The sequence below is a fragment of the Acidovorax sp. LjRoot74 genome (assembly GCF_964254355.1).
Taxonomy (GTDB): Bacteria; Pseudomonadota; Gammaproteobacteria; order Burkholderiales; family Burkholderiaceae_C; genus Acidovorax.
The window spans coordinates 3,477,095-3,503,356 of the sequence record NZ_CAXUTI020000001.1 but is presented as its reverse complement, the minus strand read 5'-3'; the positions used below and the strand labels follow the sequence as shown (position 1 = coordinate 3,503,356).

General features: G+C 63.2%; 22 protein-coding genes. 16 read left to right on the top strand and 6 right to left on the bottom strand.

Going from position 1 to position 26,262, the window contains the following annotated elements:
* Window positions 1-101 precede the first annotated feature (101 nt).
* From folP to ACSQ3O_RS16445, 3 genes are all read left to right on the top strand, one after another.
* Entirely contained in the window at window positions 102-932 is an 831-nt protein-coding gene (gene folP, locus ACSQ3O_RS16455) for a dihydropteroate synthase (RefSeq protein WP_137748306.1), read from the top strand.
* Window positions 933-1,034: 102 nt separating this feature from the next.
* A complete protein-coding gene (gene glmM / locus ACSQ3O_RS16450) occupies window positions 1,035-2,369 on the top strand; it encodes a phosphoglucosamine mutase (RefSeq protein WP_436139691.1) in 1,335 nt (444 codons plus the stop codon).
* 70 nt (window positions 2,370-2,439) lie between these two features.
* Window positions 2,440-2,985: a GNAT family N-acetyltransferase gene (locus ACSQ3O_RS16445; protein ID WP_436139690.1), complete on the top strand. Its 546-nt coding sequence runs from the start codon at window positions 2,440-2,442 to the stop codon at window positions 2,983-2,985.
* A gap of 43 nt (window positions 2,986-3,028) precedes the next feature.
* On the opposite strand, the gene ACSQ3O_RS16440 is transcribed toward ACSQ3O_RS16445, so the two are convergent.
* Complete coding sequence (locus tag ACSQ3O_RS16440; protein WP_436139689.1) at window positions 3,029-5,281, bottom strand: sensor domain-containing protein; 2,253 nt, start codon at window positions 5,279-5,281, stop codon at window positions 3,029-3,031.
* 124 nt (window positions 5,282-5,405) lie between these two features.
* Window positions 5,406-8,357, bottom strand: coding sequence for a bifunctional diguanylate cyclase/phosphodiesterase (locus ACSQ3O_RS16435; protein ID WP_436139688.1), 2,952 nt, complete (start codon window positions 8,355-8,357; stop codon window positions 5,406-5,408).
* 199 nt (window positions 8,358-8,556) lie between these two features.
* Here ACSQ3O_RS16435 and ACSQ3O_RS16430 point away from each other — a divergent pair, with 199 nt between their 5' ends.
* The 5 genes from ACSQ3O_RS16430 (at window position 8,557) to ACSQ3O_RS16410 (ending at window position 14,045) form a co-directional block, all read left to right on the top strand.
* A complete protein-coding gene (locus ACSQ3O_RS16430) occupies window positions 8,557-9,393 on the top strand; it encodes a GNAT family N-acetyltransferase (RefSeq protein WP_436139687.1) in 837 nt (278 codons plus the stop codon).
* A complete protein-coding gene (locus tag ACSQ3O_RS16425) occupies window positions 9,393-10,262 on the top strand; it encodes a UDP-2,3-diacylglucosamine diphosphatase (RefSeq protein WP_436139686.1) in 870 nt (289 codons plus the stop codon). The genes ACSQ3O_RS16430 and ACSQ3O_RS16425 overlap by 1 nt, the downstream gene beginning before the upstream one ends.
* Entirely contained in the window at window positions 10,259-11,350 is a 1,092-nt protein-coding gene (locus ACSQ3O_RS16420) for a glycosyltransferase family 4 protein (RefSeq protein ID WP_436139685.1), read from the top strand. Before ACSQ3O_RS16425 ends, ACSQ3O_RS16420 begins: the two co-directional genes overlap by 4 nt.
* 173 nt (window positions 11,351-11,523) lie before the next feature.
* The gene (gene ppk1, locus ACSQ3O_RS16415) at window positions 11,524-13,584 is read left to right on the top strand and encodes a polyphosphate kinase 1 (protein ID WP_298454087.1); all 2,061 of its coding nucleotides are present in this window, start codon (window positions 11,524-11,526) and stop codon (window positions 13,582-13,584) included.
* Window positions 13,581-14,045, top strand: coding sequence for a SixA phosphatase family protein (locus tag ACSQ3O_RS16410; protein ID WP_298453981.1), 465 nt, complete (start codon window positions 13,581-13,583; stop codon window positions 14,043-14,045). Before ppk1 ends, ACSQ3O_RS16410 begins: the two co-directional genes overlap by 4 nt.
* A gap of 81 nt (window positions 14,046-14,126) precedes the next feature.
* On the opposite strand, the gene ACSQ3O_RS16405 is transcribed toward ACSQ3O_RS16410, so the two are convergent.
* Window positions 14,127-14,390, bottom strand: a complete 264-nt coding sequence (locus ACSQ3O_RS16405) for a hypothetical protein (protein ID WP_436139684.1) — start codon at window positions 14,388-14,390, stop codon at window positions 14,127-14,129.
* Between ACSQ3O_RS16405 and ACSQ3O_RS16400 the strand changes: the two genes are divergently transcribed.
* Window positions 14,371-14,679 carry a hypothetical protein gene (locus tag ACSQ3O_RS16400; RefSeq protein WP_436139683.1) on the top strand — a complete coding sequence of 103 codons (309 nt, stop codon included), beginning with the start codon at window positions 14,371-14,373 and terminating at the stop codon, window positions 14,677-14,679. The two genes, ACSQ3O_RS16405 and ACSQ3O_RS16400, sit on opposite strands and share 20 nt — an antisense overlap.
* Before the next feature lie 14 nt (window positions 14,680-14,693).
* Here ACSQ3O_RS16400 and ACSQ3O_RS16395 read toward each other — a convergent pair whose 3' ends face one another.
* The gene (locus ACSQ3O_RS16395) at window positions 14,694-16,172 is read right to left on the bottom strand and encodes a Ppx/GppA phosphatase family protein (protein ID WP_436139682.1); all 1,479 of its coding nucleotides are present in this window, start codon (window positions 16,170-16,172) and stop codon (window positions 14,694-14,696) included.
* 265 nt (window positions 16,173-16,437) lie between these two features.
* Between ACSQ3O_RS16395 and pstS the strand changes: the two genes are divergently transcribed.
* From pstS to phoR, 7 genes are all read left to right on the top strand, one after another.
* Window positions 16,438-17,460: a phosphate ABC transporter substrate-binding protein PstS gene (gene pstS, locus ACSQ3O_RS16390; protein WP_436139681.1), complete on the top strand. Its 1,023-nt coding sequence runs from the start codon at window positions 16,438-16,440 to the stop codon at window positions 17,458-17,460.
* A gap of 79 nt (window positions 17,461-17,539) precedes the next feature.
* Window positions 17,540-18,559 carry a phosphate ABC transporter permease subunit PstC gene (gene pstC / locus ACSQ3O_RS16385; RefSeq protein WP_137748294.1) on the top strand — a complete coding sequence of 340 codons (1,020 nt, stop codon included), beginning with the start codon at window positions 17,540-17,542 and terminating at the stop codon, window positions 18,557-18,559.
* A 34-nt stretch (window positions 18,560-18,593) separates the two neighbouring features.
* Window positions 18,594-19,448: a phosphate ABC transporter permease PstA gene (gene pstA, locus ACSQ3O_RS16380; protein WP_137748293.1), complete on the top strand. Its 855-nt coding sequence runs from the start codon at window positions 18,594-18,596 to the stop codon at window positions 19,446-19,448.
* Between the two features lie 57 nt (window positions 19,449-19,505).
* Window positions 19,506-20,288, top strand: a complete 783-nt coding sequence (gene pstB / locus ACSQ3O_RS16375) for a phosphate ABC transporter ATP-binding protein PstB (protein WP_137748292.1) — start codon at window positions 19,506-19,508, stop codon at window positions 20,286-20,288.
* A gap of 12 nt (window positions 20,289-20,300) precedes the next feature.
* A complete protein-coding gene (phoU, locus tag ACSQ3O_RS16370) occupies window positions 20,301-21,002 on the top strand; it encodes a phosphate signaling complex protein PhoU (protein WP_055398209.1) in 702 nt (233 codons plus the stop codon).
* 20 nt (window positions 21,003-21,022) lie between these two features.
* Window positions 21,023-21,730: a phosphate regulon transcriptional regulator PhoB gene (phoB, locus tag ACSQ3O_RS16365; protein WP_137748291.1), complete on the top strand. Its 708-nt coding sequence runs from the start codon at window positions 21,023-21,025 to the stop codon at window positions 21,728-21,730.
* 88 nt (window positions 21,731-21,818) lie between these two features.
* Window positions 21,819-23,162: a phosphate regulon sensor histidine kinase PhoR gene (phoR, locus tag ACSQ3O_RS16360; protein WP_137748290.1), complete on the top strand. Its 1,344-nt coding sequence runs from the start codon at window positions 21,819-21,821 to the stop codon at window positions 23,160-23,162.
* Here phoR and ACSQ3O_RS16355 read toward each other — a convergent pair.
* Both ACSQ3O_RS16355 and ACSQ3O_RS16350 read right to left on the bottom strand, forming a co-directional pair.
* Window positions 23,116-24,483 (bottom strand): MATE family efflux transporter, encoded by a 1,368-nt coding sequence (locus tag ACSQ3O_RS16355; RefSeq protein ID WP_436139680.1) that lies wholly within the window; start codon window positions 24,481-24,483, stop codon window positions 23,116-23,118. The two genes, phoR and ACSQ3O_RS16355, sit on opposite strands and share 47 nt — an antisense overlap.
* Entirely contained in the window at window positions 24,483-26,183 is a 1,701-nt protein-coding gene (locus ACSQ3O_RS16350) for a hypothetical protein (RefSeq protein ID WP_298453997.1), read from the bottom strand. The genes ACSQ3O_RS16355 and ACSQ3O_RS16350 overlap by 1 nt, the downstream gene beginning before the upstream one ends.
* Between the last annotated feature and the right edge of the window lie 79 nt (window positions 26,184-26,262).

The window sequence follows — 26,262 nt, the reverse complement described above, 5'->3', positions numbered from 1 at the left end:
TTCATATTGGTTGTTTGCTGCGCGATCCTCCTGCAGGTGTGACCGCCGCCGGCATTTCAATTTCCGTGGCCTCTGTTGCGCCGGGTTCTTCTTAGCGAATCATGTTTTGGCAAACCTCTCGTTTTCGCATTGACTTGGAGCAACCCAAAGTCATGGGTATCGTCAATGTGACCCCTGATTCGTTCTCCGATGGCGGGCGCCATGCTTCCACGCTGGCAGCGTTGCGGCACTGCGAGCGATTGCTCAGGGATGGCGCCGACATTCTGGACATAGGAGGTGAGTCCACCCGCCCGGGCAGCCCGGCAGTGCCTCTGGACGAGGAACTGGCCCGTGTGGTGCCGTTGGTGCGTGAGGCGGTGGCGCTGGGGGTCCCGATCTCGGTAGATACCTACAAGCCTGCCGTGATGCAGGCTGTGCTGGACCTGGGGGCAGATATCGTCAATGACATATGGGCTTTGCGGCAGCCGGGGGCCTTGACGGTGGTGGCCTCTCATCCCCAGTGTGGCGTGTGTCTGATGCACATGCACCGTGATCCGCAGACCATGCAGGTGGCGCCCATGGCGGAGGATGTAGTACCACAAGTGCTATCGTTTTTGGAGCATCAAGCGCAGGACCTGCTCGCCCAAGGGGCCAAAAAAGAGCAAATTCTGTTGGACCCGGGCATCGGCTTTGGTAAAACCTTGGAGCAGAACTTTGCCTTGCTGGCCCGGCAGGATGTACTGTTGATGGCAGGTTACCCATTGCTGGCAGGCTGGTCGCGCAAGTCGTCCTTGGGCGTCGTGACCGGTCTGGAGGTGGACCAGCGCATGGTGCCCAGTGTGGCCGCTGCTGTGTTGGCGGTGGACCGGGGCGCTTCGGTGGTGCGTGTGCATGATGTGAGGGAGACGGTTGCTGCACTGGCCGTGTGGTCGGCCATGCGCTGCGAAGGCTGACAGTGGTCAGCGTTAGGTATCCGGCCTAGGGGTAGTTAAGAGAAAGAGTGGGATGGAAAACCATCCCGCCGATACAGAGATCAATACGAGGAGATGCAGCACATGACGCGCCAGTATTTTGGAACCGATGGCATTCGTGGCACGGTGGGACAGCCGCCTATCACGCCGGATTTTGTACTGCGCCTGGCGCATGCTGTGGGTCGGGTGTTGCGCCGGACAGAAGAGCGTCCCACAGTGCTGATCGGCAAGGACACCCGCATTTCTGGCTACATGCTGGAGAGCGCGTTGGAGTCTGGCTTCAATTCGGCAGGCGTGGACGTGGTGCTGCTCGGGCCGCTGCCGACGCCCGGCGTGGCCTACCTGACCCGCGCGCAGCGGGCCAGCCTGGGAGTGGTCATCAGTGCGAGCCACAATCCTTACCCTGACAACGGCATCAAATTTTTCAGTGCGCAAGGCACCAAGCTGTCTGACGCCTGGGAACTCGCTGTGGAAGAGGCTTTGGCGCAGCCCCCAGTGTGGGCCGACTCGGCCAGCCTGGGCAAGGCGCGGCGACTGGACGATGCTGCGGGGCGCTATATCGAATTCTGCAAGAGCACCTTTCCGCAGGACCTGACCCTCAAGGGGCTGAAGATCGTGGTGGACGCTGCCCATGGCGCGGCCTACCAGGTGGCTCCCAAGGTGTTCCATGAACTGGGGGCTGAGGTCTTGTCTATCGGGTGCGCTCCTGATGGCTTGAACATCAACCACGAGGTGGGTGCCACCCACCCGGACGCCCTGGTACGCGCGGTGCGCGCCAATCGGGCCGACTACGGCATTGCGCTGGATGGCGATGCCGACCGCTTGCAGATAGTGGACGCCACGGGGCGCCTGTACAACGGCGATGAACTGCTGTACCTGATGGCTTCCGACCGCATGGGGCGTGACGAGCATGTGCCCGGTGTGGTGGGCACCTTGATGACCAACATGGCGGTGGAGGTGGCGCTGCAGTCCCGGGGTGTGAAGTTTGTGCGGGCCAAGGTGGGTGACCGCTACGTCCTTGAGGAATTGGCGCGCCACCATTGGGTGCTTGGCGGGGAAGGCTCTGGACACTTGTTGGCATTGGACCGCCACACCACGGGTGATGGCCTGGTGAGCGCTTTGCAGGTGCTTCAAGCCTGCGTGCGCAGTGGGCAGACCATAGCCCAATTGCTCGGCGACGTCACTCTCTATCCCCAAGTGTTGCTCAATGTGCGTATGGCCCCGGGCCAGGACTGGAAGTCCAACCGCCTGCTGGCGGAGACGACACAGGCCGTGGAGCGCGACCTGGGTGCTTCGGGCCGCGTGCTTATCCGCGCCAGTGGCACGGAGCCTTTGCTGCGCGTGATGGTGGAGGCCCAGGACGCACAAATGGCCAGTTCCTGCGCTCAGCGGCTGGCCGATGCGGCCCGCGCGGGCTGAGCCTCTGGCGCCTCTACGCCGCCTTCCTGGGGAGAGGATCTTCTACCGCTTCAATTCGCAGGAGTAGTTCATGATACCGCTCACCGAATCCATGCTCCCCATCTCCGTGCGCACGGTGGACTATACCAATCCCCGAGAAGCCGCCGCGCTGGTGGATTTGATGGACGGCTACGCACGGGACGTGGCGGGCGGTGGCAAGCCACTGGAGGCTGAGGTCAAGCAGGGGCTGGTCCAGGCGCTGCGCCAACGGCAACCCCAGGCGTTCAGTGTCATGGCCTGGATGGAAGAGGAGGGGCAGCCCTCTTCGCTCAATGCCGGGGTGGCCGTGGGGTTGGTCAACTGCTTCGAAGGGTTCTCCACTTTTGCCTGCAAGCCCTTGGTCAATGTGCACGATGTGGTGGTGGCACCTGTTTGGCGCGGCCACCGGATTGCACAGCGGATGCTGCAGAAGGTCGAAACCCTGGCTCGGGAGCGCTGTGCCTGCAAGCTCACGCTGGAGGTCCTGTCTGGCAATCGGGCGGCAATCCAGGCCTATGAGCGCGAAGGGTTTGCTGCCTACGTGCTGGCCCCCCAGATGGGGTCGGCGCAGTTTTTTCAGAAGCTGTTGCTGGACTGACAGGGGGACGGGGCCATCGCCCAGCCCGCAAGAGGCCGGGGACTCAGGCCAGAGCGTCCGCAGGGGAGTCCCGGTGCAGGTGCTGGCGCATGAACACCTCCAGGTCTGCGGCGGGCAGCGGCGTGCTGAAGTGGTAGCCCTGGGCTTCATCGCACCCTTGCTCATGCAGAAACTCCAGCTGGCACTCCGTCTCGACCCCCTCGGCCGTGGTGCGGATGCCCAGCGCTTGGGCCATGCGGATAATGGCGCTCACGATGGCGCGGTCGTTGCTGTCGTTGCCCAGATCGCGCACGAACGACTGGTCGATCTTGAGCTTGAAAATCTGGAACCGCTTGAGCTGGCTCAGTGACGAGTAGCCAGTGCCAAAGTCATCCATGGACATGCGCACACCTCTGGCATGCAACTGGTCCATGGTGGCCACAGCAGCATGCGGGTCATCCACTGCCACACCTTCGGTTAATTCCAGCTCCAGCGAGTCGGGTGGAAGGTCGAATTCCGCCAGCATGCGGCTGACCAGCTCGGGCAACTGGGGCTGACGGAACTGGATGGCGGAGAGATTCACAGCCATCGTGAGCCCGGGGAAGCCGCAAGAGCGCCAAGCCTTGAGTTGTGCCAGTGCCGTGCGCAGCACCCACTCCCCAATCTGCAGGATTTGCCCGCTGTCTTCGGCGATGGGGATGAACTCTGCGGGCGAGACCTGCCCCAGCTGTGGGTGCTGCCAGCGCAGCAAGGCCTCCACGCTGCGGACATTGCCCGTCGCCAGGCTCATCTGGGGCTGGTAGTGCAATCGGAACTGGTCACGCTCCAAGGCGCGGCGCAGGGCATTTTCCAGCTGCAATGCGCGCACCGACTGGGCCTGCATTTCGGGGGTGAAGAAGCGAAAGGTGTTGCGGCCGTCAAGCTTGGCACGGTACATGGCCACATCGGCAGACTGGGTCAGCGTGTCGAAGTTGCTGCCATCTTGTGGGAACAATGCCACTCCCATGGACGGGGCCATGGTCAGTTCATGGTGATCAATCTGGTAATGCTGGCGTGATGCTTCTTGCAGCTTGCTTGCCACCCGGGCTGCGCCATGGGCATTGGCGCCTGGCAGCAGCAGGATGAACTCATCCCCGCCCAGGCGCGCCACGGTGTCCTTGTCACGCACCACGGCCCGCAATCTTTTTGCGATTTCGACCAGCAGGGCATCGCCCACGCGGTGTCCCAGCGAATCATTCACATGCTTGAAATGGTCCAGGTCCAGGAAAATCACGGCCAGCGGCGTACCGTTCTCCTGGGCCACCTGGATGGCCCGCTGCGCCCGCTCGGCCAGCAACGCGCGATTGGGCAGGCCGGTGAGGGCGTCGTAGTGGGCCAGCCAGTAGATGCGTTCCTGGTCAGCCTTGCGGTCGCTGATCTCACGGTGCAGGTTGTCCACCGTTTCGCGCAACTCGCGTGTGCGGTCCTGGACCTGCTGTTCCAGTTCTTCATGCGCGCGGGCCAGCGCGGCCTGGGCCTGCTTGCGTTCGGTGATGTCCATCGTGATCCAGATGGATCCTTGCGATGGGTCGGCCGGGTCGATGGACTTGCTGCGAACTTCGCAGATCACGGGGGTACCATCCTTGCGGCAAAGCTCCACCTCGCCTTCGTAGGACTGACCGGCGGCCAGGAAGGGATAGCAGCGGTGGCCCACTTCTTCCCAGGCCTCGTCGCTGGCATACCAGCGGCGTGAGGAACTGCCCATGAGTTCGCCAGGTTGAAAGCCCAACATCTGCTCGAAGTGATCGTTGCAACGGGTCAGGTGCCGGTCACGCAGAAAAACAATGCCCACCATGGCGCTGTCAAACAGCAACTGTTTCTCTCGTTCCGCAGCGCTCAGTGCGGCCTGGGCACATTTTTGCTCATCAATGTCGTCCAGGATCCAGATAGACCCCTCGGTAGTGTCGTGCGGATTGATAAGCCTGCCCGTGAGACTGCCCCAGAAAAGGGTGCCATCACAGCGGCGCAGCTGACGCTCCACCCGAAAAGATTGCCCCTGGGCCAGCACTGGGTAGGCCATGCGCCCCAGCTCCCGGAACGCGTCCCGGTCTGGGTAAAAAGCCTCTGTGTTGATCCCTACCAAGCGTGCGGGGCTGGCATAGCCAAAAATCTCTGCATACCGCTGATTGCAGCGGACCACGCTGCGTTGGCGCAGGAAAACAATACCCACTCCCGCGCTGTCGAGCAGGATCTGTTGTTCACGCAGTGTGCGATGCAGTGGGGGATCGGTGGCAACTCCAGGACGCTGCAATTCCGGAGTGCTGTACAGCGGGGACATAGAGACCAGTGCGGGCGGCAGGGCCAGACATGGCCTCAAAAAAATTGTGCCAAAGTGTAGCAGCGCCAGCTTACAACCCTACTGCGGGTATGCCGCAGGGGCAAGGGTGCGCTGACCGGTGTAGTCAGCCGCCCAGATGCTGGCGCAGGTAGGCTTCGAACTCGTCTGCGGGCAGAGGGCGGCTGAAGAGATAGCCCTGGCCTTCGTCGCAGCCTTGGGCCCGCAGGAATTCGAGTTGGCCATCGGTCTCCACGCCCTCGGCCGTGGTCTGCATGCCAAGTGCCTGAGCCATGCTGATGATGGCGCTGACGATGGCACGGTCATTGGCATCGTCATCAAGGTCACGCACAAATGACTGGTCGATCTTCAGTTTGTAGATCTGGAAGCGTTTGAGATAGCTCAGGGAGGAATAGCCAGTGCCAAAGTCGTCCATCGACAGGCGCACGCCGCGGTCGTGCAACTGGTCCATCATGGCCAGGGCGGCGGCAGGGTCGTCCACCGCAGCGCCTTCCGTCAGCTCCAGCTCAAGTCGGCGTGCGGGTAACCCGGCCTGTTGCAGGCAGCGTGTCACCATTTCTGGCAGTTGTGGGTGGCGGAACTGCACCGCTGATAAATTGACCGAGAGCGCCCGTAACGGCAACTGCATGTCCAGCCAACGTTTGGCATCGTGCACAGCTGTGTGGAGCACCCACTCGCCAATGACCACGATCATGCCGCTGCTCTCGGCTACAGGAATGAATTCTGCTGGGGACACCATACCCAGTTCTGGGTGGCGCCAGCGCAGTAACGCTTCGGCGCCGACCACCTGGCGCGTGGTCAGTGACACCTGGGGCTGATAGTGCAGTTCGAACTGGTTGCGCTCCAGGGCGCGGCGCAGCGCATTTTCGATCTGCAGCGCGCGGGCCGTTCTTGCCTCCAAATCGGCAGTGAAGAAACCGTACCGGTTGCGCCCACTTTGTTTGGCGCGGTACATGGCGGCATCCGCACGCTGGTAGAGCGTGTCAAACGAATCGCCATCGGCCGGATACATGGCAATGCCCACGGACAAGGTGGTGGTGAGTTCGTAGGGGTCAATCTGAAAAGGTTGTGCTACAGCCGTCAGCAACCGGGTGGCTACTTCGGCCGCGTGGGCTGCAGAGGCCGAGGGCAGCAACAGCAGAAACTCATCGCCCCCCAGGCGTGAGACGGTGTCCTGGGGGCCTAGCAGTGACTGCAGGCGGCGGGCTACGGCCACCAGCAGGATATCGCCGATGCGATGGCCCAGCGAGTCATTCACATTCTTGAAGTGATCCAGATCCAGGAACAGCATTGCCAGCGTGCCCCCCTGGGCTTGCAGGTCGGCAATGTGGCGTCGGGCCCGTTCGGCCAACAGGGCCCTGTTGGGCAGGTCAGTCAAGGGGTCGAAATGTGCGAGGCGCTGGATGCGGTCTTGCGCCTCGCGCTGCACGGTGATGTCTCGAAACAGCGTGATTGAATGTGTCGTGCAGCCGTTGCCATCGCGTACGCCGCTCACGGACAGCCATTGCGGATAGGTGGAGCCGTCCTTGCGGCGGCCCCATGCTTCGCCTTCCCAGTGCCCCTCCTGGGTGAGGCGGGCATAGACGGCATCGGCGTTGAAGTCCTGGGCAGATTGGGCCGACGTGAGCAGTCGCACGGACTGGCCTACGGCCTCGGATTCTGAGTAACCCGTGATCCGTGTGAAGGCACGGTTGATGCGCACGATGGTGTGGGATGCGTCCGCAATCACGATGGCTTCACTGCTCTGGTCGAACACTTGGGCCGTCAACTGCAGCTGTTCCTGAGACCGTTTGCGTTCAGTGATGTCCCGCGACAGCAGGATGAAGTGGGGCGTGGCGCCCGGCGAGCCCGGTTTGCGGGCGGCCGAGAGTTCGAACCAAGTGATGCCGAGACCCTGCAGGTCCAGCACAATTTGCCGTCCGGTGGACCAGCCCTGGGTCTGGGCTTCCTTCAATATGTCCATCACCGACAGCGCCGCCAATGCGGGCAAAACCTCAGTCACGCTGCGCCCTATCAACTGCTCAGCAGGGGCCGCCAGCAGCTCAGCACGCTGGCTGTGCACGCTGCAATAGCGGCCATCCAGGTCAAGCTCGAACAAAGGATCGGGAATGGCGTCGATGGTGGCCTGCAGGTGCTGCTGGGTGGCCTGGATTTCGGAGGTGCGCTGGGCTACCTCGAAGGCCAGCCCGCGTTCGTGCGCTTTCAGCACCACAAGCAGGCGTGCCAAGTATGCCATGAGCAGCGCAAACAGGAGACCCAGTGCGCAACGCAGTGCCAGTACAGCTGGTGAACCCCAGCCATTGGCGGGCGCAAGGCTCAGCGTCCATTGCCCATTGGGCAGAGTCAACGAGCGGCCCTCTGCATCGCTTCCCGGCGGCGGAGCTGAGGCCGTGATGGTCTGCTCCTCTCCCGTGTCGGGCCGTACACGCCACAAGCGGTAGTGGTAGCCGCGCTCGGTGAGCTGTGGCAGCCGGGTAGCGGCCAACACATCGGGCAGGCGGATCGTGACGTAGGTGAATCCCCAGAAGCGGCGGCGTCCCTGGTCATCGTCCAGGTACACGGGCTGGCGACCCACCACCCCAAGTCCCCCCTGCACAAGTTCGATCGGGCCGGCCAGCGTGTGCAAGCCAGTGTCTCGGGCCCGGATCGACTCGGCGCTTTGCCGGGGGTCCTTGAGTTGGTCAAACCCGATGAGGTTTTCGTTGCCTTGCCGGGGGACGACCTGCCGCACAACCCCGTCGGGAGAGAGGCCCATGGCCGCGATGCCAGGGTAGAACGGCAGCATCTGCGTGCCCACTTCTTCGAACTGGGTGACATTGCCTTGCCCTTGCCGCACAAGCGCCACGAGTGCGTTGTTGGCCGAAAGCGCCAGTTCTATGGCCCTTTGCAGTGCCTGCACATGATCCCCCGCAATGTCTGCCGCCTGTGTGCGTTGTTGGGCCTGTTCCTGGCGTTCGATGGTCCAGATCAAGGTTCCCGCACAGACTGCCGCCAGCGCAAAAACGGCCACAAAAGCAGTCAGGGAGCGACGGGAAGGGGGTGGGGGCAGTGCGGACACAGTGCGGTTTCCTGAACCAATTATGCAGGCCCAATGGCCGCGTGGAGCTGGTTCCAAAGAGCTCGTTTGTCATGGCGATGACATGTCACAGACACGTTGGCGTCACGCACCAATTCCACACTCCCGGCCAGGGAAACGGATTCCCCGAGCGGCCGGCGCTTTCAGCCGGTCCCGTCCTCATAGAAAGAGACGCTGCACCATGAATGATTTGTCCCGCCTGACCTTGTCCCCCGCTGTTGATGCTGTTGGCGCAGGCGCTTCACATCGGCAGGTTGTTGTGCCTGGCGCAGAAAAGCCAGCCCAGGAACGTGGCGCCATTCAGGTGGCGTGGGCACGACATCAGGATGAGGTTCGTGAGGCACAGCGTCTCCGGTTCGACGTTTTCGCTGCTGAAATGGGCGCTCGATTGACGACCCCCATCGCCGGCCACGATGTGGACCTGTTTGACGACTACTGCGAACACCTGCTGGTGCGCGATGCCCAGAGCCAGCAAGTCATTGGGACTTATCGGGTGCTCACGCCTGCGCAGGCCAAACGGGTGGGGGGCACCTACAGTGATACGGAATTCGATCTGACGAGGCTGCGCACTTTGCGCCCCCGCATGGTGGAGCTGGGCCGCAGCTGTGTGCATCCCGACCACCGCCATGGCGGCGTGATCATGGCGCTGTGGAGCGCATTGGCGGACTTCATGGTGCGCAACCAGCTCGACACCATGATCGGCTGCGCCAGCATTCCCATGCTCCACAACGGGGTGGTCAGCGGTGACGCTGCGGCCAGCATCTGGCAGCAAGTGCGCAAGACCCATCTTGCTGCCATTGAATACCACGTGTTGCCGCGCTTGCCCCTCCCCGTGGAGCATCTGGATAGCTCTATCGCCGTGGAGCCTCCTGCCTTGATCAAAGGCTATCTCCGTTTGGGCGCGCGGGTATTGGGAGCCCCGGCTTGGGACCCTGATTTCAACACTGCAGACCTCCCCATGCTGATGCGCCTGGCAGATCTGCATCCCCGTTATCGCAAACATTTCCTGGGGGCTTGATGCGCGCCGCGTTCGACGCATTGGGCCCCTGGCTGCACGAGCCCCTGGGGCCTGATGACGCCGAGCCCGACGCCCACATGCACGCTGGCGGGCCGCGCCGGTACCGGGCGGTCTTTATCTCTGATCTGCACCTGGGTACACCCGGTTGCCAGGCCATTGCCTTGCTGGATTTTCTCAAGCACCACCCCAGCGATCATCTTTATCTTGTCGGGGACATCGTGGATGGCTGGCAGTTGCGGCGCAAATGGTTCTGGCCGCAGGCCCACAACGATGTGGTGCAAAAGCTGCTGCGCCGCGCGCGCAAGGGATGCCGGGTGGTGTTCGTGCCCGGCAACCATGACGAATTTGCGCGGGCCTTTGTGGGCCACTCGTTTGGAGGGATCGAAGTCGTGGCGGATGCAGTGCACACCACGGCCGATGGCCGCAGCCTCTGGGTGACACACGGAGATCACTTTGATGGTGTCATCCAGTGCGCCAAATGGCTCGCGTACTTGGGGGACAACCTGTACGAGTTCACGCTCAAGCTCAATCGCCACCTCAACACCCTGCGCGCTCGCATGGGCTTGCCTTACTGGTCGTTGTCGGCTTACCTCAAAGGCAAAGTGAAGAAGGCCCTCAACTATGTGACCGATTTCGAGGTTGCTGTGGCTACTGAAGCGCGCCGCCGTGGCCACGATGGGGTGGTGTGTGGCCATATTCATCGGGCCGAGATGCGCGAAATTGGCGGCACGCTTTATTGCAATGACGGCGATTGGGTGGAAAGCCACACAGCGCTGGTAGAGCATCTGGACGGCCGTCTGGAGCTTCTGCAGTGGCCTGCTGTGCCTGTACCCCATGCCTCCCCTGTCAAAGCCGGAGTGCCCGCATGAAGATCGCCTTGCTGACAGACGCCTGGTTGCCTCAGGTCAATGGGGTGGTCACTACGTTGCTGGAGCTGGTGCGGGAGCTGGAGGGCATGGGGCACGAGGTGACAGTGGTGCATCCAGGACACTTCGCCACCCGACCCTGCCCGGGCTATGCCGGCATTGATCTGGCTGTGCGTCCAGGCCGATTGGTGGTCAAGATGCTGGATGCCCTGCAGCCCGATGCCATTCATCTGGCCACCGAGGGGCCTTTGGGTTGGGCGGGGCGGCGCTATTGCCTGCAGAACAGGTTGGCCTTCACAACTGCGTTTCACACCAAGTTTCCAGAAATCCTCCACGCGGCCCTGCGTGTCCCCTTGTCGTGGGGTTACGCGTTGTTCAAGCATTTCCACCGGCCGTCGTCTGGGGTGATGGTGCCTACGCATGGGGTTCTGCAGATGCTGGAGCAGCGAGGTTTTCGCAACCTGCGCCAGTGGACCCACGGTGTGGACACACAAGCTTTTCCTTTCCATGGCGTGGCTTGCCCAAGCCCGCTGACGGGTGCTTTGGCTCACCCCGTATCTTTGTATGTCGGGCGAATTTCTTACGAAAAGAACATCGAGGCGTTCCTGCAATTGGACTTGCCCGGCACCAAGGTGGTGTGCGGTGTCGGGCCGCTGGAAGCCCGGCTCAAGGCGAAATATCCGCAGGTACGTTGGCTCGGCATTCTGGACCGCGCAGCTCTTGCGCAGGTGTACGCGGCTGCTGATGTTTTTGTATTCCCCAGTTGTTCGGAAACGTTTGGACTGGTGATGCTGGAGGCGATGGCTTGCGGGACCCCGGTAGCGGCTTTTCCTGTGGACGGCCCCATGGAGGTGCTTGGCGCTCACCAGCGTGGCGTTGCCCGTGGTGGTGTGCTGGATGACAACTTGCTGACAGCCAGTCAGCAGGCACTGGCGATCCCGCGCTCCGAGGCGCGCAGCCGTGCGCTGGATTTCACCTGGGGCCATGCGGCGCAACTGTTTCAACAGTACCTTGTGCCAGTCCGCCATGCGGGTGTGACGGGTTTTTCAGCTGTCACAAAATCTGTCACATCATTGTCATCTGGTCGTTAAATACTGGGGCATCCTGCATTTGCCGCGTTTGCGTATCCATGTTGCCTTTGCTTCCCAATGACGCTGTGTCTGTGCAGCGCGAGCGTTCAGACTCCGTGGTTGACATGTCCCCGGCATCATTTCCTGATTCGGGGCATGTCCCGGAGGTGGTCGGTCACGGTGCGTCCCCATCCGTGTTTCTGGACCGCGATCACAGCATCCTGGCTTTCAACGAACGGGTTTTCGATTGGGCGGTACGCACGGACGTTCCCCTGCTGGAGCGTCTGCGTTATCTGTGTATCGTTTCGTCCAACCTGGACGAGTTCTTCGAAGTGCGCGCAGCGCCCCACATCACGGCGGCCAAGAAAGGTGAGACCAAGGGGCTCTATACCGTGGGCTCATTCGAAGCGCTGTCTGCCAAGGTCCACGATCTGGTGGAGCGCCAGTACAGCCTGTACAACGACGACTTGGTGCCCGCATTTGCCCAGCATGGCATCCGCATCGTTGGCCATGGTGATCGGTCGTCTGAGCAAAAGCGCTGGGTGCACGACTACTTTGTGCGCGAAGTCCGTCCCTTGCTGATTCCCGTGGGGCTGGATCCGGCGCACCCGTTCCCGCAGGTTGCCAACAAGTCATTGAACTTTATCGTCCGTCTCAAGGGGCGGGATGCCTTTGGCCGCGAGAACGAAATCGCCATCGTCAAAGTGCCGCGCGCGCTGCCACGTTTGATCCGCATGCCAGCCAAGGTGGCACCCAAGGAAGCGCTTTTCGTCAGCTTGTCGAGCATCATCCGCGCGCACCTGGAGGACCTTTTTCCGGGTCGCGAGGTGACCGAGTTTTCGCAATTTCGCGTCACGCGCCACTCGGATTTGGCGCTGGACGAGGAAGACGTGCGCAACCTGCGCACCGCCCTGCGGCAAGGGCTGCAACACCGCCACTATGGGCAGGCTGTGCGGTTGGAGGTTTCGGCCGGTTGCTCGAAGTTCCTGTCCGACTTCCTGCTGGAGCAGTTTGGCCTTCCGGCTGCCGCCCTGTACCGTGTGCACGGCCCGGTGAACCTGGTGCGACTGACGCAACTGGTGGACCTGGTCAACGACCCTGCATTGTTGTTCCCGGCCTGGAGTTCGTCGTGGCCCCGCCAGTTGCAGCCGGGCGTGTCCATCATGGACCAGTTGCGCCAGCGGGATGCGCTGATTCATCAGCCCTTTGAGAGTTTCGATGGCCTGCTGGCCTTCCTGCGCGAAGCTGTGAACGATCCTCAGGTGTTGGTTATCAAGCAGACCATCTACCGTACTGGCGCTGACTCCGAGCTGATGGACCTGCTGTCCGAGGCCGTGCGTCGGGGCAAAGAAGTGATGGCGGTTGTGGAACTCAAGGCGCGTTTTGATGAAGAGGCCAACATCAACTGGGCTGAGGCGCTGGAGTCGATTGGCGCGCAGGTGGTGTACGGCGTGGTGGGGCTCAAGACGCACGCCAAGATGCTGCTGGTCACGCGCAGGGAAGGGCGGCAGTTACGGCGCTACGGGCATCTCTCCACAGGCAACTACAACGTGCGCACAGCCCGTCTGTATACCGATCTGAGCTACCTGACCGCCGATGAGGAAACCACGGCGGACATGGATGGCGTGTTCAACCACCTGGCCAGCCAGAACCGCCCGCCCAAACTGCGCAAGCTCATGCTGGCGCCATTCCACCTGCACCGTCGCATGGTCGAGAAGATTGAGCAGGTTGGCCTGGCGGCGGGTCGTGGCGAGGATGCTCGGATCGTTGCCAAGATGAATGCCCTCACCGATGAGACGCTGATTCGCGCCCTCATTCTGGCGGGGCAGCGCGGTGCGCGCATTGACCTCATCGTGCGCGGAGCCTGCATGTTGGCGGCGCAGGTGCCAGGCGTCACGGACAACATCCGTGTTCGCTCGGTGATCGGCCGTTTTCTGGAGCACACACGCGTTTTCTACTTTCGGGCGGATGGGGAGGAGGACTTGTACCTCTCCAGTGCCGACTGGATGAACCGAAACATGATGCGTCGCGTTGAGCTGGCTTGGCCCGTGACAGACGCTGGCCTGCGCCAGCAGATCGTGGATGAATGCCTGGTGGCCTACCTGCACGATGACAGGGATGCCTGGACATTGAACGCGCGGGGCACCTACGACCGTGCCCCGCGACCAGGTATCGGACTGGGTGCGCAGGATGCCTTGATGGTGCGCTATGGGCCCGCTGCTGCCATTTCCCGGATCGAACAAAGGACGGCATGATGGACCTGATCCTGTGGCGTCATGCGGAGGCCGAAGAGGCTCCAGACGGCAGCGATGATCTGGCGCGGGCACTGACTTCCCGGGGGGAAAAGCAGGCCGCTCGCATGGCCGCATGGCTGGACCGCCAGTTGCCCGAAGGCTTGCGCGTGTTGGCCAGCCCGGCGCGGCGGACCGAGCAGACGGCCAATGCCCTGGGGCGCAAGTTCAAGATGCGGGCAGAACTGCTTCCGGGCGGGAGCGTGGAGGATCTGTTGGAGCTGGCCCAGTGGCCCCGCTCCAAGGGTGCCGTGCTGATCGTCGGGCACCAGCCTGTGCTGGGCCAGACCATTGCTCAGTTGCTGGAGCTTCAGGCGGCGGAATGTGCCGTTCGCAAGGGCGCTGTGTGGTGGCTGCGCCAGCGCCAGAGGTTGGACCAAAGCCAGACTGTGCTGCTGACCGTGCAGTCGCCGGAGTTCCTGTAGCGCAATTGGTGCGGAAAACTGAGCGCAGGCGGGGTGGCATGCCTTCGCCCTCCATCGCCCGGTTCCGCTAGCGGCTTTGCCTTATTTGCGTGATTTCGAGCCGGCCTTTGCTGCCGGTGCCGCAGTGGGAGCCACTACGGCCTCTGCTTTGGGACGCCCAGTCTTGATGGAGGGCACGGCCTGCAAAGCACTGCGCAGTGCGCTGTCAGACAGGTCCGTCAGCACCTTGAGGCCTGCGCGCAGCAACTCGCTTTTCTTGACCGGCTGGGCCAAGGTGGCTGCACGCTGCTTGAGCGTTTCGATTACTGCGTACTCATCCTTGGGGATGGTGAAGCTGTCGCGCACCAGTTTGGGTTTCTTGACTTTGACATCCTTGGCCGGCTTGGGGGTTGCTGGCGCTGCAGTCTTGGGCGTAGCAGGCTTTTTGGCTGCAGCTGGCTTCTTTGCTGCGATCTTTTTTGCAGGCTTGGATACCGTTGTTGCTGCAGGTTTGGCGGCTTTGGTGGGCTGGGCAGCTTTTGCTGCCGGTGCGGCCGGTGTCGGTGTGGATGCCGTCGAAGAGGCGGGGGTGCTGGGCGCGGCGGAAGCGTTGGTCATGGCAATAAAAAGTAAACGGTATAAACAGTTTATATAGTTTATTGCTGATGCTCATGGCAGGTCAAGGGCCAGCTCCCACGGCGTTTTCTGCCAGGCCTGTGTTTCCTCGCGCAGAAGGTGCGCTGACTGTGGGTAGGCGGCGGCCCAGCCGGACCGCGTACGGACGTGAAAGCGTTGTCCATCGCGATGCAATGCCAGTCCTGCTGTGTCTGGGTCGCGGCGCGCGTGGCACAGGGCTACGGCAAGCCGCAAGCTCAGTAGTTGCAGCACAAAAGTAGGGTCGTCCAGCTCAACGCCCAGCTTGCGGACCTTGCCCCGTTGCCCTTGCACCAGCACGCCGAGCCGGTGCAGTTCAGGCACGGCAAAGCCAGCGGCATCGGTGTTGTCAAGGATGTAGGCGCCGTGGCGGTGAGAGTCGCTGTGCGAAATGAGGCAGCCTATCTCGTGCAGTCGGGCCGCCCAGTCCAGTTTGCGCGATGCCCGCTCGCTGTCCAGGGGGGCTGCTTGGTCAAACAGCGTGCAGGCTGTGCGTGCCACCCGTTCCGCATGCTCCATGTCTACGCCAAAGCGCTGCATGAGCCCGTTCACGGTGGTGGTGCGAAGATCGGTTTGGGGCTGCTCGCGGTCCAGCAGGTCGTAGAGGGCGCCTTGGCGCAAGGCGCCTTGCGCCACCTGCATTTCGTTGATTTCCAGCAAATCAAAAATGGCGCGCAACACACTGATTCCGCCGCCAATGACCGCGCGCCGCTCTTCTTTGAGCCCTTCCAGGCGCAAGCGGTCTGCATTTTGTGCACGCAGGATACGGTCATGGAGCCAGCTCAGGCCATCGCGCGTGATGAGGCCTTCTGGGCCGCCTGCGGCTGCAAGGACATCCCCCACTGCGCCTGCTGTGCCCGAAGAGCCATAGGCGACCTCCCATGTATCGGGGCGGAAGGTCGTCAGCGCCTCGTCCAGCACCGCTTTGGCCGCAATTTCTGCTGCCAGGAAGGCCTGGGCGGTGAATTCGCCGCGGGCAAAGTAGCGCTGGGACCACGCCACGCTGCCGACGCGAAACGACGCGACCGCGTGTGGGGTGAATTGCTGACCCAGGATGAACTCGGTGGAGCGCCCCCCGATATCAACGACCAGCCGCCTTTCATCTGATTGCGGCAGAAGCCGCGCCACGCCCTGGTAGATCAGGCGGGCCTCTTCGGGGCCGGACACCACGTCGATGGGGTAGCCCAGCACTTCGCTGCCGCGTGACAGAAATTCTTCGCGGTTGCGGGCTTCTCGCAGGGTTTGGGTGGCCACTGCCCGAACCTGGGCGCGTGGGAAACCTGCCAACCGTTCGCCAAACCGTGCCAGACAGGCCCAGCCGCGCTCCATGGCGTCCCGTGTCAGGTTTCGATCTTCGTCCAGCCCGTTGCCCTGGCGCACGGTCTCCTTGAGGTATTCCACCCGTTGTACGTGACCGAACTCGTAGCGCCCGATTTCCAGGCGAAAGCTGTTGGAGCCGAGGTCTACCGCGGCGAGGCGTGTGCCGTTCTGCATGTGATTCTGGTGAAAGCGTCGTGCGGCATCGTACCGCGAGCTTTCAGCGGTGCTGGGGCTGCAACCCCTCTGCCAGTCGGAGGAGGGGCTTGTAAAACCTCAGAAGTATGTTCCCTGTTTGTGACGAATGGGTGACTTCTTTTGGGGGCATGCGTTCACATGTATGGCAGTGAGCGCAGGAAGGGTATTTGTGTCACTGAATTGTCATCTTGCGCGCCTAGAGTTCAGCCTGTTCCTGTTAACCCTAGCCAAAAGGTACTGAATAATGAAACGCGCATTTCTCAAAACCGTTGCTGTAGCCTTGGCCTCGTTGGCCGTCGGCAGTGCCTTCGCAGCGGATATCACCGGTGCGGGCGCAACCTTTCCGTTCCCCATGTACGCCAAGTGGGCAGAAGCTTACAAGAAGGAAACGGGCACGGGGCTCAACTATCAGTCCATCGGATCTTCCGGCGGCATCCGCCAGATCCGTGCCAAGACCGTTGTTTTTGGTGCCACGGACGCTCCAGTGTCCGGCGCTGACTTGGACAAGGACGGCATGGTTCAGTTTCCCGCCATCATTGGTGGCACGGTGCCTGTGATCAATCTGGACGGTTTCAAGCCCGGCGAACTGCGTGTAACGGGCCCGGTGTTGGCAGAAATCTTCCTCGGCAAGATTTCCAAGTGGAATGACGCCAAGCTCTCCGCGCTGAACCCCGGCAAGACCCTGCCTGACCAGAACATCACCGTGGTCCACCGCGCAGATGGTTCCGGCACCACCTTCAACTGGACCGACTACCTGTCCGCTGTCAGCAAGGAATGGGCGGATTCCGTGGGCAAGGGTGCTGCCGTGAAGTGGCCCGCAGCCTCTTCGGTGGGGGGCAAGGGCAACGAAGGCGTGGCCGCCAACGTGACCCGCGTAAAGGGCGCTGTTGGATATGTTGAATACGCCTACGTCAAGAAGAACAACATGACGTTCCTGCAACTGCAGAACGCCGATGGCAAGTATGTGAGCCCTGATGACGCCACGTTTGCCGCTGCTGCTGCCAGCGCCGACTGGTTTAGCGTGCCTGGCATGGGTATCTCGATGGTGAACGCCAAGGGTGCCAACAGCTGGCCGGTCAGCACCGCCTCTTTCATCCTCATGTACAAGGACCCTGCCGACAAGGCGCAATCGGCTGAAGTGCTGAAGTTCTTTGACTGGGCATTCAAGAACGGCAAGGGCATGGCCGCAGAACTGGACTATGTGCCCCTGCCCGACAGCCTGACCGCTGAGATCCGTTCCAAGGTGTGGTCGCAAATCAAGAAGTAAGCAGTCTGCTCCAAAATAGCGCCCATCGGTCGGCCTGGCTGGCCGATGGGCGCTGGTTTGTGGGGCCTCCAGAAGCCAGATGGGAGTCAACATGAGCGTGGGAACCACCATGAGTTCACAACCCGCGTCTGTCAAAGTGACGGGCGCCCCCACTAAGTCGATGGTGTCGATTGCCAAGCGGCAGCGACTTCAGGACATATTTTTCCATCGGCTGACCCAGAGTCTGTCCCTGTTGGTGCTGGCTGCGTTGCTCGGCATCATCGTCTCGCTTTTCATCTACGCCTGGCCCGCTTTTCACAAGTTTGGCGCCCAGTTCATCTGGCGCGTGGAGTGGGACATCGTCAATGAAGAATTCGGTGCAGCCATCGCCATCGTGGGCACCCTGGCCAGCGCAGGCATCGCGCTGCTGATCGCCGTGCCGCTTGCCTTCGGTATCGCGCTGTTCCTGACCGAAACCTGCCCAGTGTGGCTGCGCCGCCCGCTCGGCACCGCTGTGGAACTGCTGGCGGCGGTGCCGTCCATCATCTACGGCATGTTCGGCCTGTTCGTTTTCGCGCCGCTGTTTGCAGACTACTTCCAGATGCCGGTGCAAAAGCTGCTGGGCTCCATGCCGCTGGTGGGCTTCCTGTTCGGTGGCAGCACCAACGGCTTTGGCATCCTGGCGGCGGGCATCGTGCTGGCCTTCATGGTGTTGCCTTTTGTGGCCGCCGTGATGCGTGATGTGTTCGAGATCGTGCCGCCCATCCTGCGTGAGTCGGCCTACGGGCTGGGCTGCACGACGTGGGAAGTCGTGCGCCGCGTGGTGCTGCCCTATACGCAAAAGGGCGTGATCGGTGGCGTCATGCTGGGCCTGGGCCGCGCTTTGGGCGAGACCATGGCGGTGACGTTCGTGATTGGCAATGCCAATCGCATGCCTACCTCGCTGTTCTCGCCGGGCACGTCCATCGCCTCCACGCTGGCCAACGAATTCGGCGAGGCTGCCGACTTCCATTTGTCCACGCTGTTCGCCCTGGGCTTCCTGCTCTTCGTGATCACCTTCGTGGTGCTGTCGGCGGCCAAGATCATGCTGCTGCGCGCCGAGAAGGCCAAGGGCCTCTGAGCCCGCCATGAAACCCTCCAACGAGACAAGCTCCATGGAATTCAATCAACAACTCTACAAGAAGCGCCAGCGCTCCAACGCCATCGGTCTGACCCTGTCGCTGGGCGCCATGGTGCTGGGTCTGTTTGTGCTGCTCTGGATCCTGAGCGTGCTGCTGTCCAACGGCTTCGCCGCACTGGACTGGAACATGTTCACCCAGTCCACGCCGGCCCCCGGCTCCGAGGGCGGTGGCCTGGCCAACGCCATCGTGGGCAGCCTGATGATGGTGGGCTTCACCGTGCTGGTGTCCACACCCATCGGCGTGCTGGCGGGTGTGTACCTGGCCGAATACAGCGGCCAGAGCAAGACCGCAGAGCTGACCCGCTTCGTGACCGACATCATGCTGTCGGCGCCGTCCATCGTGCTGGGGCTGTTCGTCTATGCGATCGCCGTGGCCACGGTGGGCAACTTCTCCGGCTGGGCCGGCAGCTTGGCGCTGTCGCTGATCGCCGTGCCCGTGGTCGTGCGCACCACCGAGAACATGCTGCGCCTGGTGCCCGGCAGCCTGCGCGAAGCGGCCTTTGCCCTGGGCGCGCCGCGCTGGAAGGTGTCCACCATGGTCACCCTGCGCGCGGCCCGCAGCGGCGTGATGACCGGTCTGCTGCTGGCTGTGGCCCGCATCAGCGGCGAGACCGCGCCCTTGCTGTTCACGGCGCTCAACAACCAGTTCTTCAGCACCAACATGAATGCGCCCATGGCCAACCTGCCCGTGGTGATCTTCCAGTTTGCGCTGAGCCCCTATGAAAACTGGGTGCGTCTCGCCTGGGGCGGCGCACTGCTCATCACACTCTCGGTGCTGATTCTCAACGTCGTGGCGCGGGTCTTCCTGCGCGAAAAGAGCCGTGCCTGACCGGGCCGCCAACGTACGCAGACACAACCAGACAGTCTCCATTTTCAGGATTTGACAATGAACGCCACTGCTACCGCCACTGCCAGCAAGAACGCGCTGGAACTGCGCAACCTGAGTTTTTTCTACGGCAAGTTCCAAGGCCTGCGCAACGTGAGCCTCGACATCGCCGAGCACAAGGTCACGGCCTTCATCGGCCCTTCTGGCTGCGGCAAGTCCACGCTGCTGCGCACGCTCAACCGCATGTACAGCCTCTACCCCGGCCAGCGTGCCGAGGGCTCCATCAACTTCTATGGCCAGGACATCCTGGACGCCAAGCAGGACATCAACCTGCTGCGCGCCCGCATCGGCATGGTGTTCCAGAAGCCCACGCCATTCCCCATGTCCATCTACGACAACATCGCCTTCGGTGTGAAGCTCTACGAGTCGCTGAGCAAGAGCGAAATGGACGACCGCGTGGAATGGGCGTTGTCCAAGGCCGCGCTCTGGACCGAGGTGAAGGACAAGCTGCACCAGAGCGGCCTGTCGCTGTCCGGCGGCCAGCAGCAGCGCCTGTGCATTGCCCGCAGCGTGGCCGTGAAGCCTTCGGTGCTGCTGCTCGACGAGCCCACCTCGGCGCTGGACCCATTGTCTACCGCCAAGATCGAAGAGCTGATCGACGAGCTCAAGCACGACTACACCATTGCCATCGTGACCCACAACATGCAGCAGGCTGCACGCTGCAGCGACTACACCGCCTACATGTACCTCGGGGAGATGATCGAGTTCGGTGCCACCGAGCAGATCTTCTTCAAGCCCGAGCGCAAGGAAACCGAAGACTACATCACCGGCCGTTTCGGCTAAGGAGACAACGAGATGCCCGATAAACATCTTTCCTCGCAGTTCGACAGCGAACTCAACAGCGTCTCCGCCCGCGTCATGGAGATGGGCGGCCTCGTGGAGTCGCAGATCCGCCAGGCGGTCTACGCCCTGTCCCAGTTCAGCCTGGAGGCGGTGGAGACAGTCGCCTCGATGGAGACCCGCATCAATGCGATGGAGGTCGAGATCGACCAGGAGCTGTCTTCCATCATTGCCCGCCGCCAGCCTACCGCGCGCGACCTGCGCCTGCTGCTGGCCTTCTCCAAGGCCACGGCCAACCTGGAGCGCATGGGCGACGAGGCCAACAAGATGGCCCGCATGGTGCGCTCCATCATCGAGAGCGGCGCACCGCGCTCGCTGCCGTCTAGCGACCTGCGCACCGCGGCCGAGCTGGCATCGGGCCTGCTGCGCAAGACGCTGGACGCGTTTGCGCGCCTGGACGTGAAGGCCGCCGTCGCAATCCTCAAGGAAGACGACCTCATCGACAAGGAGTTCGACGGCTTCGTGCGCAAGCTAATCACCTACATGATGGAAGACCCCCGCACCATCTCGCCCAGCCTGGACCTCTTGTTCCTGGCCAAGGCGATCGAGCGCATCGGAGACCATTCCAAGAACGTGGCCGAGCTGATCATCTATCTGGTCAAGGGCAAGGATGTGCGCCACACTGCCCTCGACGAGATCGAGTCGGCCGTGCTGTAAGAAAGGGCTTTGGCACACCTATGAGAAAGCTCCCACGCGTCCTCATCGTGGAGGACGAACCCGCGATTGCCGAGCTGATTGCCGTCAATCTGCGCCACAACGGTTTCCAGCCTTTCTGGGCGGAAGACGGCGACTCCGCCCAGCGTGAGCTGGACGCCGTGCTGCCGGATGTCATCCTGCTCGACTGGATGCTGCCTGGCCAGAGCGGCCTGTCGCTGGCCCGCAAATGGCGTGCGGACAGCCGCACCAAACCCATCCCCATCCTCATGCTCACCGCCCGGGGCGACGAGCCGGACAAGGTGGCGGGCCTGGATGCGGGCGCTGACGACTACATCACCAAGCCGTTTTCCACGCAAGAGCTGCTGGCCCGTATCCGGGCCGTGTTGCGCCGCCGCGCACCCGAGCAGGTGAGCGACAGCGTGACTATTGGCGAGCTGGTGCTGGACGCCGCGACCTACCGTGTGTCGTTCCAGGCGCAGCCCCTCAAGGTGGGCCCGACCGAATTCAAGCTGCTGCACTTTTTGATGAAACATGCCGAACGGGTGCACAGCCGCTCGCAGCTGCTCGACAAGGTGTGGGGCGACCATGTCTTCATCGAGGAGCGAACGGTGGACGTGCATGTCAAGCGCCTGCGCGAAGCGCTGGGGGCGGCCTCCGTGATGGTGGAAACCGTGCGCGGCGCGGGCTACCGGCTCACGGCGCAGCCGCAGGTGCAACTCCAGGCTTGAGGGCAGGGCCTACCGGCCCGGTGTTTTGGGTATCGAATGGGGCGCACGCGTTGCGCCCCTGGCTTTTTGAGAAGGCTTTGCTGAGCGCATGCTGTGGCGAATAACGTATTTCCTGGTCTGGCAAATTGCAGGTGGGGGGCTGGGCTGGTGGGAGGCAGGCCCCTGGGGGGCCGCCCTGGGGGCAGCGCTGGCGGGCTGGGCCTGGTTTGTCTGGGACCTGCTGCGCGGCGTGCGCGTGCTGCGCTGGCTGCGCACCGGTGATCTGGCCGATGTGCCCGCGATGCGGGGCATCTGGGGCGAGGCGGCGGACCGTGCCCGGCGTCTGCTGCGCAAGCAGGAGGCGCTGGTCCGTGACAGCCAGGACCGGCTGCAGGAGATTCTGGCGGCACTGCAGGCATCGCCCAACGGTGTGGTGCTGCTCGATGCGCAAGGCCGCATCGAGTGGTGTAACCAGATGGCGGCGAGCCAGTTTGGTTTTGATGCCCAGCGCGATGTGATGCAGTCCATCGGCAACCTGCTGCGCAACCCCGAGTTCACGGCCTACTTTGCGGCCAAAGATTTCTCCAGCGATGTGGTGCTGGAAGGGCGCCTGAGCACGCCCTCACGGCCGGTGCGCATCTCGGTGCACCTGCACCCCTATGGCGATGGGCGCACCTTGCTGCTTTCGCGCGATGTCACGGCGCTGGAGCAGGCCGATGCCATGCGCCGCGACTTTGTGGCCAATGTGTCGCACGAGATCCGCACACCGCTCACCGTGCTGACGGGGTTTGTCGAAACCCTGCAGACCCTGCCGCTGAGTGCCGACGAGCGCGCCCGCTACCTGGGCATGATGGCGCAGCAGGCCCAGCGCATGCAAAGCGTGGTGCAGGACTTGCTCACGCTGTCGCGCCTGGAGGGCAGCCCGCTGCCAGGTATGGCCGAATGGACTCCCGTGCAGTCGCTGATGCAGCGTTGCGAGGAGGAGGGCCGCGCCTTGTCGGCACTGCTCACGCAGAACCAGCCGCGCACGCACGAGATCCGTTTTCCGTCGGCCGAGGTTTTGCGCAGCGAGGGGGACATCGCAGGGGTGCCTGCCGAGCTGCAAAGCGCCTTGTCCAACCTGGTCAACAATGCCGTGCGCTACACGCCTGCAGGTGGCTCCATTGCGGTCGTGTGGGAGCGCAAGGAAGATGGCGGTGCTGTTTTTTCAGTGCAGGACACCGGCCCCGGCATTGCCCCCGAACACATTCCGCGCCTGACGGAGCGGTTCTACCGCGTGGACCGCAGCCGGTCGCGCGAGACAGGCGGCACGGGCCTGGGCCTGGCCATCGTCAAGCATGTGCTGCAGCGCCACGGCGCCACGCTGGACATCTCCAGCACCCTGGGCAAGGGCTCGGTGTTTTCGGTCACCTTCCCGGCGAACCGGCTGCGCGGTTTTGCCCTGCAGGGCTGATGGCCCGCCAGAGCATGGCCACAAACAGCGCGGCTGTGCCCGCCAGGGCGATGGCACTGGCGGCCCAGAACGGGGTGGGTGACGGGCTCTGGGCCCAGGGCCCGCTGCCCGCGTAGGCCAGCCAGTAGCCCCCACCCAGACCCGCGCCCCAGAGCAAGGTGCAGTACACGGCCAGGGGGGCCAGGGTGATGCGGTAGCAGCGCAGCACAAACACGCACAACGTCTGCAGCGCATCGGCTGCGTGGTAGGCGGCCACCCACACCAGCACGCTCCCGGTCATGGCCACCACGCTGGCGTTGGCAGAGTACACGCTGCCAATATGATCTTTTGCTATCAATAAAATAGCTGCAAAGGCAATACCAGAAGGCGCAGAGAGCTTAAAACCTATAAAAACAACCTTGCGGGCCTGCGCGGGGTTGCCTGCACCCAGCCAGTAGCTGACCCGTGCACTGGTGGCAATGGCCAGCGACAGCGGCACCATGTAGAGCACAGCCGCCAGGTTGGCTGCAATCTGGTGGGCTGCAGATGCCGTGGTGCCCTGGCGCGCGATGAACAGTGCCATCAGCGTGAACGAGGTCACCTCGACCATTACGGCCAGACCCGCCGGAATACCCAACCGCGCAAAGCCCGCGATGGTGGGCCAGTGGGGTGGCTCCATGCGCCGCCACAGGCCTAGGGGTTCGTAGAGGTCCTGGGTGCGCAGCAGCCAGATGGCCACAGCCAGCATGCTGCAGTTGACGACCAGCGTGGCCCAGGCACAGCCCACCACGCCCTGCGCGGGCAGGCCCGCACCACCAAACGTGAACCACACCGACAGTGGCAGCTTGATGAACAGCGAGCCCACCTGCAGCCAGGTGACCAGCTGGGGCCGGCCCAGGGCCTGATTCAGCGTGCTGTAGATACGGAACAGCAGGGCCGGGGGCAGCGCCAGTGCCAGCACGGCCAGGTAGTTTTCCACGTCGTGCTGCAGGGCGGCGGGCACATCGGTCCAGCGCAGGATGGGCCCGGGGGAGAGCAGGATGGCCATGCCCGCCAGCGAGGCCGCACCGCACAGGTACAGGGCCTGGCGCAGCGAGCGGCCCACCCCCTCGGTTTCGCGCGCACCGCGCTGCTCCGCCCACACGGGCAGCAGCGCCTGCAACACACCAATCAGTGCCACATAGACGCTGATGAAAATGGCTGAGCCCACGGACAGCGCGGCGAGCGACGATTCGCTGTATCGGCCAGCCACGATGGTGTCCGTCACGCCAAACGCCATGACAGCCAGTTGCCCGGCCAGCACCGTGAGCGCGTGCCGGGTGATGGTGGATCGCTCGGACATCAGCGCGCCGGACCCTTGCGGCGCATCAGCAGAAGGTGATCGTTCTTGTCGGTAGGGCGGGGCAGGGTGGCCTTGGGCTCCCACTGGGCGGCGTTGACCATGCGTTCAGACGCGGGCCACGAGGCAATGTCTGCCAGCAGCCACTGGCACTCGTCCTGCAAACCGGCCCGCTGCAGTGAGAGCTGGCCGTGGTATTGCAGTGCGGCCACCTGGGCGCGGCTCAGCCCCACGGTCTGAACACACCCGGGCTCTGGCCCCATGGCTGCCAACACGCTGCGCACCTGGGGGGTGTAGCTGCGTGCATAGTCCAGCAGCGGCAGCCACAGCGTCATCAGCAGCACCCAGCCCAGGGCTGCGCCGCCAGCGGGCAGTACCAGGCTCTTCCAGATGGGGGCGCGGTTGCGGGAGGCGCGCCACCAGACCAAGCCACACCAGCCCACTGTGGCGGCCAGGGCCACCACCAGCGCCAGCGCCGAAAACTGCGGCACAAACCCCGGCGCCAACTTGGCCACATTGGCGGCGGGCTTGGCGGGCACGCCGGTCTGCATGGCAATCCAGATCACCCAGATCGCCAGCGCGGACACCGTGAAGAACAGCAGCGTGAACCAGTCGATCAGCGCCCCCACGCTGCGGCGCAGGGTCGGCAATGCAAATGCGGCCAGCGCGGCCATGGCGGGCAGACCCAGCAGCAAGGCCCGGTCGGCGGGCTGGGTGCTGAGGGTGGCGGCAACGGACACCACCGAGAACCACAGCGGCAGCAGCAGGTGCCGGTGGCCCTGGCGGCTCACGATCTGCTTGCGCCAGCGCCACAAGGTCCACAGTGCCAAAGGCCAGGCGGGCCAGCCAAACCAGATGAGCAGCCGCACCAGGCTCTGCCATTCCTTGCCACCTGTGTTGCCGCCCACAATGCGCCAGCGCCACAGATCCAGCGTCCAGGCAGCCCATGCGGCCAGCAGCGTGACGGCCAGCAGACCCAGTGCCCAATGCCAGCGGCGGTCGGTGCTGCTGCCGGGGGCCAGCACCACCAGCACCATGCTGCCCACGCCCAGCATCGCAGCCAGGGCGGGCGCCCCTGCCAGCGTCAGCCCGAGCAGGCCCGCCACCAAGGCCACGGCTGGCGCAACAGTGCGGTGGGGCATTGCGGCCACGGCAAAGAAGAGCAGCGCCGTGCAGCTGAGCTGCACCAGATAACTGGTGGTCTCGTGCGAAAGCTGGGCCAGTCCCAGGCACGCAATCAAGGCCAGCAAGGCACCATCGGCGATAGCGCGGGCATAGTCGAGTGGAGGCGCTTCGCCACCAAACGCAAACGCCACCGGCTGTGCGCCGGGGCTGCGGGCCAGGTAGTACACGCCGTACCAGGTGGCAACGAGCGTGAGGGCCAGCAGCCCTGTAAACGGAATGCGCACAGCCATTTCGGCTGACAACCAGGAGGGCGCAATCTGCATGGCCCAGGCACCCAGCCAGTAGGGCAGCAGGCCTTCTGTCTCGGGCGGCATGCCACCCAGCAAGGGGCTCAGCCACGGAGTGCGGCCCTGGGCCAGCTCCAGCATGTAGCCAAAGGCCGTGACATCGGCATTCTTCCAGGGGTCACGCCCGACAAAGCCCGGCACCACATAGGCAATGCACAACAACAGCAGTGCCCAGCGCGGAAGCGGGCTCACGGCATTCTGGGTAACGATGGCGGGGGTGGGTGGGGTCACGCGTCAGTGGGCAGCAAGGCGAAGAGCCACCGAGAATAAAGGCAAAAACAAAGAAAAAGGCAGCACGGTTGCCCGGGCT